This window comes from Pectinatus cerevisiiphilus (assembly GCF_004341685.1).
In the GTDB taxonomy this organism is placed as follows: domain Bacteria; phylum Bacillota; class Negativicutes; order Selenomonadales; family Selenomonadaceae; genus Pectinatus; species Pectinatus cerevisiiphilus.
Genome location: NZ_SMAA01000005.1, coordinates 1 through 16,275, shown reverse-complemented (window position 1 = coordinate 16,275; position 16,275 = coordinate 1). Strand labels below are relative to the sequence as shown.

Below are 16,275 nucleotides of genomic sequence, written 5' to 3'. Positions count from 1 at the left end.
AATTAGTTTATTAAGAATTAAATAAGAAATATTCCTTTACGATTATCTGCGTTACTGGATTTTTTCCTAGCGTGTAAAGGGGAAAATATCATTGTTCTATGGTTTTTAGTGATCATATAGGAGGATAGTTATGCGACAAGTAGATTTGGTTAGTAATTATATTAAAGAAAAATGTGTATTTGGGGAAATAATAGAGTCTATAAAGAATGAGGATAATCCAGGGGTACAGGCAGGAGAGATACAAGAACATTTCGGTATATTACGTAATAATGCCAGCAGTATTTTAAATACTATGTGGAAGGATGGCATGGTAATAAAAATAAACAGCAGACCAGTAACTTTTCTACCATATGAAATTATCTGCCGTATGTGTGAAAAATATGGAATTAAAGAAAAAAATATGTACACATTGACAGAATTAAAGGAGTCTATTATTGATAGACAAATAGCAACAGAAGATCCATTTATGAGATTGCTTGGGTATAATGGTAGTTTACTTTATCAGATACGGCAGGCAAAAGCCGCAATCGTATATCCTCCACGCGGATTACATACGTTGCTTTTGGGAGAAAGCGGTGTAGGTAAAACTACTTTTGCCCAAGCGATGCATGCTTATGGTACGTTGGTGAATAAAAAAACAGTGGAACAGTATCCATTTGTAACATTTAATTGTGCAGATTATTTTAATAATCCACAGTTATTATTATCGCAGTTGTTTGGACACGCAAAAAATGCATTTACAGGTGCGGATTCAGATAAAGCAGGATTGGTAGAACAAGCTGATGGTGGAATTTTATTTTTGGATGAAGTTCATAGGCTTCCACCTGACGGACAAGAAATGCTCTTTTATTTAATGGACAAGGGCGAATATAAAAGGCTGGGTGATGGAAATAAAAGAAAGAGTAATATATTAATTATTGCAGCAACTACAGAGGATCCTTCCACCGTATTATTAAATACTTTTGTGCGACGGGTACCGGTGAATATAATTCTTCCTAGCTATAAAGAAAAGCCCATTGCAGAAAAAGTGGAAATTATAGAACAGTTTTTCCGCTTTGAAGCTATAAATTTGCAAAGACCAATAAATATTGCACCGGAAGTTTTAAAAGCATTAGCTTTGTATGAATTTAAAGGTGGTAATATAGGGCAATTGCGTTCGGAAATTAAACTTCTCTGCGCAAATGCTTTTTTACAATATTTGCAAAACAATCAGGCCATTTATGTGGGCTATCAAATGTTGAATAAAGATATACGTAATGTCTTATTCAATTATGTAAAAATGGATAAAAGTATAACACGATATCTTGATATGTTTTCAGAAGATATAAGTATATTACCTCAAGAAAATCCAGAAATTATGTCTGATGAGGTAGAAAATGATATCTATGACATAATCCTAAGTAAATTAAAAAATCTTAAAGAAGAAGGCGTGACCATTGAAAATACAACGGATGTACTAAAAAATGAAATAGATACTTATCTAAGTAGTGTTAATAAATATTTTGCTAATACACATTCCAAAATAACGAATCTTTATAAATTGGTGCCCAAAGAAGTTATAGATACTACAATGCAGCTTATAGAATACGCAAGAAATAAATTACAGGTGAATTTTAAAAATTATTTTTTATTTGGATTATCAATGCATATCCAAGCATTAATTAAAAGAGTTGATAAAAAAGTAATAGATGATGATCAACATTTGTATAGAATAAGGACAGAACATCCAGAAGAATTTAGAGTAGCTGATAAAATGGTGGAAATGCTGAGCGATAAATTTGGGTTAATAGTACCTGAGAGTGAAAAAGGATTTTTAGCGTTGCTATTATATCATAGTAGAGTGGAGGCCGATAGCAGTAAAATAGGCATGATTATTATCTGCCATGGGGACTCAACGGCTACAAGTATGGCTAATACGTGTAATGCGCTGCTTAATACAGATCTTGTTAAAGCAATAGATATGCCATTGAACCAGAGTATAGATGAAACATATGGAAAGCTTAAATCAATGGCATTGGCGATAAATAAAGGGAAGGGAATTATTCTATTAGTCGACATGGGTTCGCTTTTATTTTTTGATAAACGATTGACTGCCGATACGGGAATAAAGATTAGGCTTATAAAAACTGTATCTACACCCATAGTTTTAGAAGTACTGCGTCATGTCCTTTATGATATGGATGATATCGATGAAGTGTATACACGAAAAAATCCGCAACAAGGAGAAATGACAGAAACTGTAAAACGAAAGCCAATTGCAATATTGGCAGTATGTGCCACGGGTAAAGGCAGCAGCATGATGATAAAAAATATGCTTGATGAACTTTTGGAAAAATATTATACCAATTCAATAAAGGTAATAACGGCGGATTATATAAACGCTAGGGAAATATTCGAACAGACTGGAGAATTTTATTATGTGGCGGCCGTAGTGGGTAATATAGATCCGCAGTTGCCAGTACCGTTTTTCCCTATCAATCAGCTTTTACAGGAACAGACGCAGCAACTGTTTTTCCATTTGCTTGACGGTAACATTGAAGGACCATTTTCCTTACCAGAATCGTTGCAAATACCAACTTTATACGAAACTGCTAAAGATCTTTTAGAAAAATATGTAAAATTTGTTAATCCACGACATGCTATTTTTCAAATACGTAATTTTATTGAAGAACTGCATTATTCTGAGAAAAATAAAAATATGGTATTGGATATGGTCCTTCATATGGGGTGTGTATTGGATAGATGTATAGGCGGTATAAATGTTAAATTTGATAATTTGGAAGAATTTTATGTAGAAAATAAAGAATTATTTAAAAGCATACATAAAGCCTTGGAACCACTCGAAAAAGAATATGATATAAATATAAGCAAAGATGAGATCGCATACATTATAAAAATAATTACCACGCATATAAAATAAAAAAAAGAATGGCAATCGCCATTCTTTTTTTGGAGTATTTTAGTAAACAATATTGATGTTTTTATTTTGGTATTCCTGAATTATATTGGGAGAAACTTTAGGATCAGTAATAATCGTATCTATGCTTTCTGTAGGGCAAAAGTTAGCAGTGGAAACAACATCAAATTTTGAGGAATCGACAAGGGCGATTATTTTATGGGAATGCTTAACTACTATACGTTTTAATTCTACTTCATATGGATTGAAATCAGTAAGTCCGGATTTTATTGTCATGCCGTAGCCGGAAACGAAGGCAAGGTCAATGTTGAGATTGTCAAAAATACCAGCGCCAAGTGTTCCTTCAATATAAGCTGCGTCCTTACCAACAATACCACCGACAAATATGACTGTGATATCAGGATTGGTAATCAAGGTAGACATGATATGTAGGCCGTGGGTTACGACAATTAATTTTTTTTGCATAGTGGCCAGTTTTTTTGCCATGACAAGAGCTGTCGTACCAGAATCTAAGTAAATTGATCCCCGTTCTGTAATATATGAAAGAGCTTTGGAAGCAATATGTTCTTTTTCATCCATACATTTTTTTTCACGGGAAAGAAAACTGTAACTGTCTTCTTCCTCTTGGAAAGAATGCGGAATAGCAGATGGAGCTATCAATTGCCGGTCAGTCAGGGTAGCACCACCATGCGTCCTTGTTATAAGGTTTTTTTCCTCTAATTCTTTCATGTCATTTCTTGCCGTTGTTGCTGAAACTGTGAATTTCTCGCATATTTGCTGTGTCGTTATTTTACCATGTTCCCGTATATGTTCTAAGATGATGTTTTGCCGCTCTATAGCAAACATAACGTAAACCCCCCTCGGATAGTAAAGTATTTTGAATAGTATAATCAAATGACTAATTTGTTATATTATATAGCAATGCGGAAATTTTGACAATCGTTTTCTGCTCAATTTCCACAAAAAAAAATAATAAAGATAAGAATGTGAAAATAAAAATAAGAAATAAATAAAATTACAGGAAAAAATAACGATATAGACAAAAAAATACTTGAAAAAGATTTTTTTTTTGCTATAATAAAAACATGAAATAGAGTTAAAAAACCGTAAAAGAAATTAAACAATAACGAACAGAAGAAATTATTAGGAATAAACAACCTCATTCGATAGCCTGAAAGTTATTCTAATGAATGTTGTACTGTACTTTTTTCGATAAAGTTTTGTATTTATAGCCAACATCCAGTTTTGACTGGTAATTTATAAGGAGGTTCAAAATGGATAATGTAGCTTTGAAAAAAACTGCTAATGAATTGCGCAAAGATATCATAATTGAGACATATAACGCAAAATCTGGTCATCCAGGTGGTTCATTGTCAGCAGCTGATATTTTAACTTATCTTTATTTTGAAGAAATGAATGTAGATCCCCAAAAGGCAAAAGATCCGAATAGAGACAGGTTTGTTCTCTCAAAAGGACATGCGGCACCAGGACTATATGCTGTATTGTCACTGAAAGGATATATCCCTTCAAAAGATTTGAAGACACTTCGCCACATTGATTCGTATCTGCAAGGACATCCTGATATGAAACACACAGCTGGTGTTGATATGTCAACCGGTTCTCTTGGACAGGGAATTTCTGCCGCTGTAGGTATGGCTTTATCTGCAAAAGTGCAAAAGAAGGATTTTCGCGTATATGCTATGCTCGGTGATGGTGAATTACAGGAAGGGCAAGTATGGGAAGCTTCGATGTTTGCGGGCAGCCATGGGCTTGATAATCTGACCGTGGTAGTTGATAATAATAATCTGCAAATTGATGGATCTGTTAAGGAAATATGCTCACCATATCCAATTGATGAAAAATTTAAGGCTTTTAATTTCCATGTGATAAATATTGATGCCCATGATTTTGACCAAATTAGGGCAGCTTTTAAAGAAGCACGGGAAACTAAAGGAAAACCTACAGCCATTATTGCTAAAAGTGTAAAAGGCAAGGGCGTTTCGTTTATGGAAAATGCTGTGGGTTGGCATGGAAAAGCTCCTAACGAGGAACAATATAAACAAGCTATGGCTGAATTGGAAAAGAATGGGGAGGCGTTGGCATGACAGCAGCTAAAATTGCTACAAGAGAAAGCTATGGTAATGCACTTGTAGAATTATATAAAAAACATAATAATATAATTGTTTTGGATGCTGATCTGGCGGCTGCCACCAAAACAGGCATATTTAAAAAAGCTGTCCCTGATCGTCATTACGATTGTGGTATTGCTGAAGCAAATATGATGGGAATCGCTGCTGGAATATCCACGACAGGCTTAGTGCCATTCGTAAGTACTTTTGCGATGTTTGCTGCTGGACGTGCATTTGAACAAGTCAGAAACTCTATCGGCTATCCGCATCTCAATGTAAAGATAGGTGCTACCCATGCAGGGATTTCTGTCGGTGAAGACGGAGCAACACATCAGTGTAACGAAGATATAGCACTGATGCGCACTATACCGGGAATGGTAGTTATCAATCCTTCTGATGATATTGAAGCAAGAGCTGCCGTTGAAGCTGCATATAATTATGACGGCCCTGTTTATATGCGTTTTGGCAGATTGGCTATTCCTATTATTAATGATAAGCCTAGTTATAAATTTGAAATAGGCAAAGGCGTTGTAATGCGTGCAGGAAAAGATGCCACTATTATAGCAACAGGGCTTTGTGTAGGAGCTTCTATTGAGGCTGCTGAAAAAATGGCACAAAAAGGTTTAGATGTGGGTGTCATAAATATACATACAATAAAACCTATTGATAAAGAACTGGTTATTGAAGCAGCACAGAAAACAGGAAAAATTATAACAGTGGAAGAACATTCGATTATTGGCGGCTTGGGCAGCGCTGTATGTGAAGTTCTTTCAGAAAATTGTCCTACTCCTGTACTGCGTATTGGTGTAAATGATTGCTTTGGACATTCTGGCCCAGCAGTAGGTTTATTGCATGAATTTGGCCTTGATGCTGAAGGTATAGATAAAAAAGTAAGCGAGTATTTGAAATAATTTGTGTAGAAAAGATAGGAGAAAATGTTATGAAAATCGCTATCGGCTGCGACGAAGCAGCATATAATTTAAAAATCGTTTTAAAGGAACATTTAGAATCAAAAGGCTATGAAGTTGATGATTTTGGTGCTGGTAAGGGCGAAGTAATTCTTTATCCGGATGTTGCTTACAAAGTGGCAGATGCTGTAGCTCAGGGTAAGTATAAACGTGCAGTACTCGTTTGTGGTACAGGTATAGGTATGTGCATATGTGCCAATAAAGTTCCTGGTGTACGTGCAGCAGTATGTCATGATCAATTTTCGGCACAGCGCAGCAGAATGAGTAACAATGCCCAGATAATCTGCATGGGAGAACGTGTTATTGGTACTGAATTGGCAAAAGCTTTACTCGATACATGGCTCGACTCTGAATACTCAGAAAAATCCAGATCACAGCCTAAAGTAATGCGCATCAATGAATTGGAACAGGAACATATCAAAGCAGCAAAATAATCAAGTGTGATGTTTTTTAGGAGCTGTGGATGGGAGCGTAAAATGAGTACGGGTGTTATCATTTTACGCTCTTTTTCTTTCATAACTATAATAAAACTGTTATTATGATAATATAGTAGTTTGTATTTTTTTAGAATATACTAAAAATGAGGGGAAGGGTTTTGATGTCAGATGAGAAAGCAATATTAAGTCTGCAAAATGGCAGTGATGTACGAGGTACAGCCTTGGAAGGTGTAAAAGGTGAACCGGTAACTTTGACGGAAGAATATGTTAATCGTATTGCAGGTGCGTTTGTTAAATGGCTTGCTAATAAATTAGGTAAAAAAGTTACTGAATTAAAAATTGCGGTGGGTCACGATTCTCGTATATCTGCCAATACTTTAAAAGCACAAGTCTTGAAAGCTGTTTTGGGTAATGGCGCGAAAGCTTATGACTGTGGTATGGCAACGACACCGGCAATGTTTATGTCATTGGTATATGAACAAACAAAGTTTGATGGGGCAATAATGATAACAGCCAGTCATTTACCCTTTAATCGCAATGGATTAAAGTTCTTCACTATTGATGGAGGAATGGAAAAAAGTGATCTGACAGATATGTTGGAGATAGCAGTACAGACAGCAGTTGTTGATCCCAAATTGGAAGATGTAAAAAAATGTAATCTTATTGATATCTATGCAAAAGACCTCTGCGAAAAGATACGCAAAGGTATAAATGCTACAGATCATTGCCATCCGCTTAATGGACTGCATATAGTTGTTGATGCGGGTAATGGGGCTGGTGGCTTTTTCGTAGAAAAAGTATTGGACCAATTAGGGGCGGATACTACAGGCAGTCAGTTTTTGAACCCTGATGGACATTTTCCTAATCATATACCTAATCCAGAAAATAAACAGGCTATGGAGGCTATACGCAACGCGGTTATCACTAATAAGGCTGACTTAGGACTTATTTTTGATACGGATGTAGACCGTATGTCTGCTGTTTTAGCTGATGGCAAAGAAATAAACCGCGACGCTCTTATTGCAATGATGTCAGCAATTCTGGCTCCTGCTTATCCGGGATCAACTATCATTACGGATTCGGTAACATCTGATAAACTTACAGACTTTTTACAAAATGAACTTCATCTGAAACATCATCGGTATATGCGTGGTTACAAAAATGTCATCAATGAATGTAAGCGCCTAAACGCTAAAGGTGAGGTATCTCCGCTGGCCATAGAAACAAGTGGGCATGGAGCACTTAAAGAAAATTATTATCTTGATGATGGCGCATATCTTGCGGTTAAGCTTTTAATAGCTGCTGCTGTTGCCAAAAAAGAAAATAAATCGATAGAAAGCCTTATAGAAAAACTTAAACCAATTTTCGAAGAAGCTGAATACCGTATGGCTATAAATTGCGAAGATTTTAAAACCTATGGGCAAATGGTATTAAAGACCTTTGAAGAACGCGCTAAAGCAAAAGGTTATACAGTGGTAAAACCATCCTATGAAGGTGTGCGCTTATCCTTTAAGGGAGACGTGAATGGTTGGGCGCTTTTGCGCCAGTCACTACATGACCCCAAAATGCCATTGAATGTGGAAGGCGACGGTGCAGGGGATTGCGGCAAAATAACAGCTATGATGTTGGAACTGCTGACAGGTTTTGATAAATTAGATAAAAGTCCTTTACAAAAATAACAAAGAATTTTTGTAGTTTATACCTTGACGTCCTTCCCATAAAATGTTGTTTTATGGGAAGGGCGTATTATTATATCATTTTTTAAGAAAAGGCATTCCTTTTTATATTTGTCGGATTCAGGTATAATATATATTTGTCAATTAAAGTAACCTCAAAGACAAATTTTACTTTAGCAAAACTGCATAATTGTGAAACATTCCTTAAATAAATAATAGAACGTAAACGTCAATTGCAATTGCGTTAACAATACTTGCGGGGTATAATATTTGACGACAGCAATAATAAAATGAAATTACGGTGATAATAAACGTGGCTATTGAAATAGAAAATGTTACCTATACATATATGAAAAAAACTCCATATGAAAAAGATGCGCTGAAAAAAATTACTCTAAAAATTGAAAAGGGCAGTTTTGTCGCGGTAGCCGGACATACTGGCTCTGGCAAATCTACCCTTATGCAGCATTTAAATGGCCTTATTGCACCATCGTCCGGAATAGTGAAGGTCGACGGTGTGAACATAAACAGCAAGGGAAAAGGAAAAATTAAAGCCAGGCGATCTGTTGGAATGGTTTTTCAATATCCCGAAACGCAGCTTTTTGAAGAAACAGTTTATGCTGATATTGCTTTTGGCCCTAGAAATTTTGGTCTTGCAGAAGCTGCTGTTGACAAGCGTGTGAAAGAGGCAATGGCTTTTGTTAGCCTTGATTATGCGCAGTACAAAGATGTTTCACCATTTGCCTTAAGCGGAGGACAAATGAGACGGGTGGCAATTGCAGGTATAGTGGCGTTAAAGCCGGAGTATCTGGTCTTGGATGAACCTACGGCGGGATTAGATCCGAAGGCAAAGCATGATTTATTAAAAAACATAAAAGATCTTTATTGTGAAGGAAACACTACAATTATAATGGTGTCACATAATATGGATGACATAATAGGATTGGCAGGGCGTATCGTTGTGTTAAATGATGGGCAGATAGTTGCGGATGGGGCACCACAGGAGATTTTTATGGAAAAAGAAATCTTAACTTCGGCAGGATTGCGGGCACCGCATTTGACGCAATTATTACAAAAAATTAATGAAAAAGCATTGCCGGTCAAGCTGGACTGCTTAAATGTGGCAACCGCTGCTGACGCTATCTGTGCCTCATATCGCAGGAGGAAGAAAAATGCTTAATGATATGATGCTTGGCCAATTTTTCCCAGAAAATTCTGTTCTTCACCGCATGGATGCAAGAGCAAAAATAATAATGCTTTTTATTTTGATTATTGCTATATTTCTATGTGACAGCAGAGTCGATTATTCGCTTTTAATATTTTTAAATATTGCATTGATGCTTGTTTCCAAGATACCGTTTATTATGTATTTAAAAGCATTAAAACCAATGTTTTGGATAGTTTTATTTACATTCGTTGTCCATGTTTTTAGTGGGGAAGGGAAAACGATAGCCAGTCTATGGATTTTTTCTGTTACATGGGAAGGCTTGTCTGAGGGAATTTTCATAACACTGCGGTTAGTATTGCTTGTCCTTATGGCGTCTATCCTAACGTTTACCACCTCTCCGCTGGTCTTAACTGATGCACTGGAAAGTCTGCTGAGTCCTTTTAAAAAAATAGGGGTACCGGCGCATGAACTTTCTATGATGATGACTATTGCCTTGCGGTTTATTCCTACGCTCATAACAGAAACGGATAAAATTATAAAGGCACAAAAATCACGCGGTGCCGATTTTTCTTCCGGCAATATATTGCAGCGAATGAAATATGTGATGCCGATATTGATTCCCCTTTTTGTGGGAGCGTTCAGACGTGCTGACGAATTGGCTATGGCTATGGAATCACGGTGCTATAGAGGTGGTCAGGGACGGACACGCATGAAGGAAATGAAGATTGGTAATTTGGATTTTTGCCTTATGGTTATATTTGCCGCAATAATAGCATGCTTGCTTTTTTTCAAAATAGAGGGCATATAAATTATGAAAACAGAACATAAAGAGAAAATGAAAAAAAGACGTCGTAACCTGAAGCTGACAGTAGCATATGATGGGACGAATTATCATGGCTTCCAGCGGCAAAATAAATGTGTAGCTGTCCAAAATGTATTAGAAGAAGTGTTACCGTCGATTTTTGGTGATTCTATAGAGATCGCTGCTGCCGGCAGGACAGATGCGGGCGTCCATGCCAGAGGACAGGTAATAAATTTTTTTTCTGACGGAATGATACCTTTGGAAAATATTCCCAGAGCGGCAAATCGCTTATTACCAAAGGATATAGTAGTGACAGATGCGCAGGTGGTTGATCGGGACTTCAGTGCATTACATAGTGCTAAGCGAAAGAAATATATTTATAAACTGCATCACAATAAGATTCCTGATCCATTTTTACGCCGTTATAGTTGGCATTACGAATATAGTCTGCAATTAGAACCAATGCAGGAAGCTCTTTCCCAACTGGTGGGAAAACATGATTTTTCCGCGTTTCGGGCAGCGGGAGGTGCACCCGGCAGCCCTGTACGGACACTTTATGAAGCCAGCTGCCAAAAGAAGGGCGATATATTTACTTTTTGTTTTTGGGGCAACGGCTTTTTGTATCATATGGTGAGAAATATTATCGGTACTGTTGTAAAAGTCGGGAACGGGAAAATTTCACCAGCAGAATTTGCTGAAATTGTGCAAAGTAGGGATCGCAATAAAGCTGGGAAGACAGCACCGGCAGCAGGGCTTACACTTTGGCAGGTATATTATTGACACCATGGTATAAAAGTAGAGCAGGTTTTTGGTACATTTAATTTGACCGTTCACAACACTCCCTTAAAAGATAAACTTTTCTTCCATTAACCGACGTTTAATCTCTTTAACTATTCTGACCTCTTCCTCTTCATCATTTGCTTCAAAAGTAACCGAGAATCTTATATAATGCCCAGCATCATCCCAAGGAACACTAGAAATTAATTTTTCAGTAATTAGATATTCAGAAAAATCCTCTGCCGATGAGAAAACTCTCCCATCGCTTGTTCCCTTTGGAATTTGAACATAAAGATAAAAAGAAGCTTTAGGTTTTTTAACTAAAAAACCTACACTTTTAAGAGTTTCTACTAGCATGTTATGTCGACGGGAATATTTTAAGGCAGTCTTTTTTGTAATTTCCGGATGTTGTAAGCAATAAATGCCAGCTTTTTGAATTGCAGCAAATTGCCCTGAATCGTTATTATCTTTCACAGCAGCAAAAGCTTTTACAACTAATTCATTCCCACAAATAAAGGCTAATCTCCATCCAGTCATATTGTAGGCTTTGGATAAGGAATGAATTTCTACTCCTACCTCTTTTGCACCATCAACAGACAAAAAACTCAATGGCTTCTCACCATCGAAAGTAAGAGCTGCATAAGCAGCATCAGCAACAACAATAATTTCGTTTTCTCGCGCAAAACGTACTACCTTTTCAAAAAATTCCCTAGTCGCTGTAGCTCCTGTTGGATTATTAGGGTAATTAATATATAATAATTTTGCTTTACGACGCTGTTCAGAAGTTAGCGAATCTAAGTCTGGGAAAAAGCTATTTTCTGCCAGCAATGGTAAGTTAACAACTTCACCATTCAAGGCTTTGGTCATAGTTCCCAATACTGGATAACCTGGCACTGTCATAATAGCAATATCACCCGGATTGATAAAAGCCAAGGGTAATAAAGCTAGAATTGGTTTTGATCCAATACCATGATTAACTTCGTTTTTATTATCTAACCCAGAAATGTTGTATGCCTTTTCCATGTATTCAACTGCTGCATCTTTAAATTCTTGAATGCCATTATCCGTATAACCTTTATTTTCTCTTTTTTTGGCCTCATTATACAACACGTCAATCACTTCGGAATCCGCCATCCAATCCGGCTCTCCTACACCTAAATCAATTAATTCTACCTCAGGATTTTTTGCACATGCTGCTCTTTTTGCTCTTTTTATTTTCTCAAATTTATACATAACTGTATCTTTGCCAAATTGATTTCCACCAATCCGCTGAGCAAATAATTGTTGAATAAAATTTTCACCCATAATATTACTCCTATCGATAGTATTTCTCCTATTATAAAATTATAAAATGAAAAATTCTTTTTTTCAAGTTATTGACCATTTTCTACATAAATAGCCGGTGTGGAATGACAGCGTAATCATCTAATGTTGCACCTCTGCGTTGCCCTATCCAGTTATAAGTATACCCAGTTAAATATGGTGAGGAATATTATCGGTACTGTTGTAAAAGTCGGGAACGGGAGAATTTCACCAGCAGAATTTGCTGAAATTGTGCAAAGTAGGGATCGCAATAAAGCTGGGAAGACAGCACCGGCAGCAGGGCTTACACTTTGGCAGGTATATTATTGACACCATGGTATAAAAGTAAAGCAGGTTTTTGGTTATTATCTTGACGTTTATTTTAGTATAAATTATAATATGTAGACCGATCACTATAATAGAGAGGGCTCAAATAATGAATATTAGGACTGATTCGCGGGAAAAAATGATTAAAGCGGCATCAAGACTTTTTCAAATGCAGGGATACCATGCAACCGGTTTAAATGAGATATTAAAAAAAAGCGATGCACCAAAAGGGTCACTGTATTATTATTTTCCTAAAGGAAAAGAAGAATTGGCTTTAGCGGCTATTGGATTGGCCAGCGATATAATACAAAGCAAGATTAGAGCCAGCTTAAGTGTGTATGCAGACCCTATATTGGCAATACAAAATGTCATAAGAGATATGGAGAAGGCTATAAAAAAAGATGGTAAATTGGAGAATGTGTCTTTAAGTTTGTTGTCACTGGAAACGTATCTGTCTAGTGAAACACTAAGGGAAGCTTGCCGGAAATCCTTTATAGAGCTAGAAAAAATTTATGCAGAAAAATTAAGGGAAAGTGGCATTTTCCCACAATCAGCCCAAAACTTAGGAATGGTGATCCAGGCAATGATAGAAGGTGCAATTACTATTTCTATCACTAAAAAGGATACGACGACTCTTGCAGCAGTTGCTGAACAAATTGCTGTTATTATTAAGCCGTATAAAACTACATAAGGTTTAATAATATAAAATAGCTGTTTTATATTTAAAATATACTGACTGGTCTAAATACAAAAGGGGAAGTTTATTATAATGGATAAGACTAATATAAAGGCAATGATGTTGGTGCTGTTGTTAGGCGGTTTTTTATCGTTATTTAATGAAACAATTTTAAATGTCGCGTTATCAAAAATGATGGTGGAAATGGAAGTAACAGCTACTACAATACAATGGTTGTCTACGGGATACGTATTGATTGTGGCAATTATGGTACCAGTTTCCGCTTTTCTGATAAATACATTTACTACTAAAAAATTATATGTGGGAGCTATGACATTTTTTTTTGCAGGAACAATTTTAGCTGGTCTGGCTGTTAACTTCCCCAATTTACTGGCGGCAAGGATGGTTCAGGCAATTGGGACAGGGCTGCTTGCCCCTATCATGATTAATGCGGCACTGGCAATAAATCCACCGGAAAAACAGGGATTTGTAATGGGCTTGTGTACTTGTGTAGTCTTAGCAGGACCGTCACTTGGGCCTATTGTATCTGGTTTCATTTTACAATTTTTTAGCTGGCGGGCACTTTTTATTATGCTGTGTCCAGTAATTTTGTTTTGCATTATTGGTGGCTCTCTTTATTTGAAGGAAACCGTAAAACTTACAAAGCCTCAAATAGATTATAAATCGATTCTGTTATCCTCTGTAGGCTTCTCCCTTATTGTTTATGGCATAAGCATGATAAGTTTTTTCCCTATTATGACAAATGTAGTTATTTTTGCTGTTAGTATTTTTATATTAGCCCTTTTTTGCCGGCGTCAGTTATTGTTAAAACAACCTATGTTGAACATAAGAGTTTTTAAAAAATATTATTTTGCATTAGGCGCAGTGTTGATTATAGTTTTGCAGATGGTGCAATTTTCCATGAATATTATTTTACCTATGTTGTTTGAAAATGGCTTAGCGTTATCTTCGCTAATGGCGGCCTTGATTTTATTCCCCTCAGTTTTGGTGTGTAGTGTTATGACTGCTGTTTCCGGTAAAATCTATGATAAAATTGGCGGGAAGACAATCATTCCGCTTGGCTTTTTTATTATGTGTGTGTTTTTATTGTTATTGTCTCGTATTCAGCCGACTACTCCTATAGTCATAATTGCCGTTATTAATACACTGGTTTATTTTGGAATAGCTCTTGCATGGGCACCTAACCAGTCAAATGCATTAAGCCAATTAGAAACGGAAAACCGAACACATGGGATTGCCATTATCAATACTTTTATTCAACTGGGAGCTGCTATTGGTACTCCTTTGTTCGTAGGCTTGATGACGGCAGGGCAGAATAATTATCTAAAGAAAGCGGCAGTATTGGATATACCGGCAACCCAAATCCAAGCACTTTATAGCGGATTTCATTATGCGATAATTATTGCCAGCATTATTATTGCAATTGCTTTTGTCCTCTCACTGACATTGCGATTTAAAAATATAAGCAAGACCCAAAATGGGATAAAAAAGTTTAAAAATATAAGGATAAAATAAAAAGATTATATAAAATGATAGTTTAAATTAAGGGATAGGTTTTGCATGGGAAAATAAAAAAAGAGAGCATATCCTTTTTTGTAGGATATGCCCTCAAGTTAAAATACTATTTAAATAAGTGCTTAAGTTTACCGAGAAAAGATGATTTACAGCTAAGGTCAAGAAAAGGGACGGTTTCACCACAAAGCCTGCAGGTTATATCCCGATAGGCTTGGGCGGCAAGGGATGACTTGTCTTCTATGACAGGCTGCCCTCTATTGGTGCTTTTGATAATTGCTTCTTCGTCAGGAATCTGGCCGATGACGGTTACACCAAGGATGTCTTTGATATCAGTTATATCAAGCATGTCACCACGAGAAACCATATCCGGTCGGATACGGTTGATGATGAGCTTGATATCAGTAAAATCAGCGCGGTTAAGTTCGCCTACGACTTTATCTGCGTCACGCAGGGCTGCCATTTCAGGCATAGTTACTATTATTGCCGTATTAGCTGCAGCAATAGCTGTCTTAAAGCCCTGTTCAATACCGGCGGGACAATCAATGATAATAAAATCGAAGCTATTGCGCATTTGTTTGCATATTTTTGTGAGATCATTGCCGTTAATTGCTGATTTGTCGTATTTTTGTGATGTAGGGAGAAGATATAAGGTCTGGTATTGGGGATGGCGTATAAGAGCTTTTTCGTAAGAAATCTTACCTTTGGCAACATCAATAAGCGTATAGCATATATGGCTTTCGACACCTAATACCAAATCAAGATTACGCAGGCCGGTATCCGTATCTATAAGAGCAACTTTTTTCCCCCGAGAGGCTAAACCGGCACCAATGTTTGCTGCCGTCGTTGTTTTACCGACACCGCCCTTACCTGATGTAATGACAATAATTTCGTTCAATTTCATTCCTCCCTGCTGTTATAATTATTGTAGTTAAAAAATGATACTGAGTTGATTTTAGGATACGGTAGAGAATTTTTCAGCCGTGTCTTTTAGTAAAAGGCGTATTATCAACCCGATTAGACATAGTTATATACATTTCCATTTATTATAACATAAATGGATAGACCAAGATACAATCCTTATTGAAATTAATTATTCATTATGGTATAACATAATTAGGTGATTTTTAGATTCGATTAAGAACATAAATAAATATTTTTTATGATACAAATAATATTTTTATGATTCTTCTTTAAGAAAAATACTTAATTGGTATGGTTTTGTTATAGTAAAATGTCATATGTTTTTGATATAATATATTAGATAGTATATATGAAAGAAAGTTTAATGATTTATCTACTTTTATTCTTGGTTGAATAATTTTTTTCTTCCGAAAATAGATATGCAGTCTTATTGTAGATATTTTGTTTTATTTTTTTAATATAGATGTTTTGTATACTTCCTTTACAGTAAACGACATTTATATTATTATATGCACATAACTCTATTTATTGCCCGGCTTGTATTCCCTGTGTGTTAGCATAGTTGTCAGTGATAGATGAAAGCTTTTGTGTTACTATAGAGAAGTATCACAGAAAGGAGCTCGACACCCATGCAGTATA

The 16,275-nt window shown here is 36.3% G+C and carries 14 protein-coding genes; 11 read left to right on the top strand and 3 right to left on the bottom strand.

Translation table 11 applies throughout. The features are described 5' to 3' along the window. The first annotated feature begins 130 nt into the window (after positions 1–130). Complete coding sequence (locus EDC37_RS04090; RefSeq protein WP_132548201.1) at positions 131–2,920, top strand: sigma-54-dependent transcriptional regulator; 2,790 nt, start codon at positions 131–133, stop codon at positions 2,918–2,920. Positions 2,921–2,959: 39 nt separating this feature from the next. On the opposite strand, the gene EDC37_RS04085 is transcribed toward EDC37_RS04090, so the two are convergent. Further along, entirely contained in the window at positions 2,960–3,763 is an 804-nt protein-coding gene (locus EDC37_RS04085; RefSeq protein ID WP_132548199.1) for a DeoR/GlpR family DNA-binding transcription regulator, read from the bottom strand. Between the two features lie 428 nt (positions 3,764–4,191). Between EDC37_RS04085 and EDC37_RS04080 the strand changes: the two genes are divergently transcribed. The 7 genes from EDC37_RS04080 to truA all read left to right on the top strand — a co-directional run bounded on the left by EDC37_RS04080 (position 4,192) and on the right by truA (position 10,877). Beyond that, positions 4,192–5,022 carry a transketolase gene (locus EDC37_RS04080; protein ID WP_132548197.1) on the top strand — a complete coding sequence of 277 codons (831 nt, stop codon included), beginning with the start codon at positions 4,192–4,194 and terminating at the stop codon, positions 5,020–5,022. Beyond that, positions 5,019–5,957 carry a transketolase family protein gene (locus tag EDC37_RS04075; RefSeq protein WP_132548195.1) on the top strand — a complete coding sequence of 313 codons (939 nt, stop codon included), beginning with the start codon at positions 5,019–5,021 and terminating at the stop codon, positions 5,955–5,957. The genes EDC37_RS04080 and EDC37_RS04075 overlap by 4 nt, the downstream gene beginning before the upstream one ends. Positions 5,958–5,986: 29 nt before the next feature. Then, positions 5,987–6,448 carry a ribose 5-phosphate isomerase B gene (rpiB, locus tag EDC37_RS04070; RefSeq protein WP_132548193.1) on the top strand — a complete coding sequence of 154 codons (462 nt, stop codon included), beginning with the start codon at positions 5,987–5,989 and terminating at the stop codon, positions 6,446–6,448. A 164-nt stretch (positions 6,449–6,612) separates the two neighbouring features. Continuing rightward, entirely contained in the window at positions 6,613–8,130 is a 1,518-nt protein-coding gene (locus tag EDC37_RS04065) for a phosphohexomutase domain-containing protein (RefSeq protein WP_132548191.1), read from the top strand. Positions 8,131–8,440: 310 nt separating this feature from the next. Then, positions 8,441–9,307: an energy-coupling factor transporter ATPase gene (locus EDC37_RS04060; RefSeq protein WP_132548189.1), complete on the top strand. Its 867-nt coding sequence runs from the start codon at positions 8,441–8,443 to the stop codon at positions 9,305–9,307. Next, positions 9,300–10,103: an energy-coupling factor transporter transmembrane component T family protein gene (locus tag EDC37_RS04055; protein ID WP_132548187.1), complete on the top strand. Its 804-nt coding sequence runs from the start codon at positions 9,300–9,302 to the stop codon at positions 10,101–10,103. The genes EDC37_RS04060 and EDC37_RS04055 overlap by 8 nt, the downstream gene beginning before the upstream one ends. Positions 10,104–10,106: 3 nt before the next feature. Beyond that, positions 10,107–10,877 carry a tRNA pseudouridine(38-40) synthase TruA gene (gene truA / locus EDC37_RS04050; protein ID WP_132548185.1) on the top strand — a complete coding sequence of 257 codons (771 nt, stop codon included), beginning with the start codon at positions 10,107–10,109 and terminating at the stop codon, positions 10,875–10,877. A 63-nt stretch (positions 10,878–10,940) separates the two neighbouring features. Here truA and EDC37_RS04045 read toward each other — a convergent pair whose 3' ends face one another. Then, on the bottom strand, positions 10,941–12,179 hold the full coding sequence (locus tag EDC37_RS04045; protein ID WP_132548183.1) for an LL-diaminopimelate aminotransferase: 1,239 nt from the start codon (positions 12,177–12,179) through the stop codon (positions 10,941–10,943). Between the two features lie 123 nt (positions 12,180–12,302). Between EDC37_RS04045 and EDC37_RS04040 the strand changes: the two genes are divergently transcribed. The 3 genes from EDC37_RS04040 (at position 12,303) to EDC37_RS04030 (ending at position 14,715) form a co-directional block, all read left to right on the top strand. Continuing rightward, entirely contained in the window at positions 12,303–12,506 is a 204-nt protein-coding gene (locus EDC37_RS04040; protein ID WP_132548181.1) for a tRNA pseudouridine synthase A, read from the top strand. 106 nt (positions 12,507–12,612) lie between these two features. Further along, entirely contained in the window at positions 12,613–13,194 is a 582-nt protein-coding gene (locus EDC37_RS04035) for a TetR/AcrR family transcriptional regulator (protein WP_132548179.1), read from the top strand. A gap of 78 nt (positions 13,195–13,272) precedes the next feature. After that, the gene (locus tag EDC37_RS04030; RefSeq protein WP_132548177.1) at positions 13,273–14,715 is read left to right on the top strand and encodes an MFS transporter; all 1,443 of its coding nucleotides are present in this window, start codon (positions 13,273–13,275) and stop codon (positions 14,713–14,715) included. A gap of 106 nt (positions 14,716–14,821) precedes the next feature. Here the strand turns inward: EDC37_RS04030 and minD are convergent, their stop codons facing one another. After that, on the bottom strand, positions 14,822–15,610 hold the full coding sequence (minD, locus tag EDC37_RS04025; protein WP_132548175.1) for a septum site-determining protein MinD: 789 nt from the start codon (positions 15,608–15,610) through the stop codon (positions 14,822–14,824). Positions 15,611–16,275 lie beyond the last annotated feature (665 nt).

Bases quoted from the DNA above. Each gene is read 5' to 3' on its own strand.
- EDC37_RS04085 (WP_132548199.1), bottom strand. From the start codon at position 3,763: ATGTTTGCTATAGAGCGGCAAAACATCATCTTAGAACATATACGGGAA.
- truA (WP_132548185.1), top strand. From the start codon at position 10,107: ATGAAAACAGAACATAAAGAGAAAATGAAAAAAAGACGTCGTAACCTG.
- EDC37_RS04035 (WP_132548179.1), top strand. From the start codon at position 12,613: ATGAATATTAGGACTGATTCGCGGGAAAAAATGATTAAAGCGGCATCA.
- EDC37_RS04065 (WP_132548191.1), top strand. From the start codon at position 6,613: ATGTCAGATGAGAAAGCAATATTAAGTCTGCAAAATGGCAGTGATGTA.
- rpiB (WP_132548193.1), top strand. From the start codon at position 5,987: ATGAAAATCGCTATCGGCTGCGACGAAGCAGCATATAATTTAAAAATC.
- EDC37_RS04030 (WP_132548177.1), top strand. From the start codon at position 13,273: ATGGATAAGACTAATATAAAGGCAATGATGTTGGTGCTGTTGTTAGGC.
- EDC37_RS04075 (WP_132548195.1), top strand. From the start codon at position 5,019: ATGACAGCAGCTAAAATTGCTACAAGAGAAAGCTATGGTAATGCACTT.
- EDC37_RS04040 (WP_132548181.1), top strand. From the start codon at position 12,303: ATGTTGCACCTCTGCGTTGCCCTATCCAGTTATAAGTATACCCAGTTA.
- EDC37_RS04090 (WP_132548201.1), top strand. From the start codon at position 131: ATGCGACAAGTAGATTTGGTTAGTAATTATATTAAAGAAAAATGTGTA.
- EDC37_RS04045 (WP_132548183.1), bottom strand. From the start codon at position 12,179: ATGGGTGAAAATTTTATTCAACAATTATTTGCTCAGCGGATTGGTGGA.
- EDC37_RS04080 (WP_132548197.1), top strand. From the start codon at position 4,192: ATGGATAATGTAGCTTTGAAAAAAACTGCTAATGAATTGCGCAAAGAT.
- EDC37_RS04055 (WP_132548187.1), top strand. From the start codon at position 9,300: ATGCTTAATGATATGATGCTTGGCCAATTTTTCCCAGAAAATTCTGTT.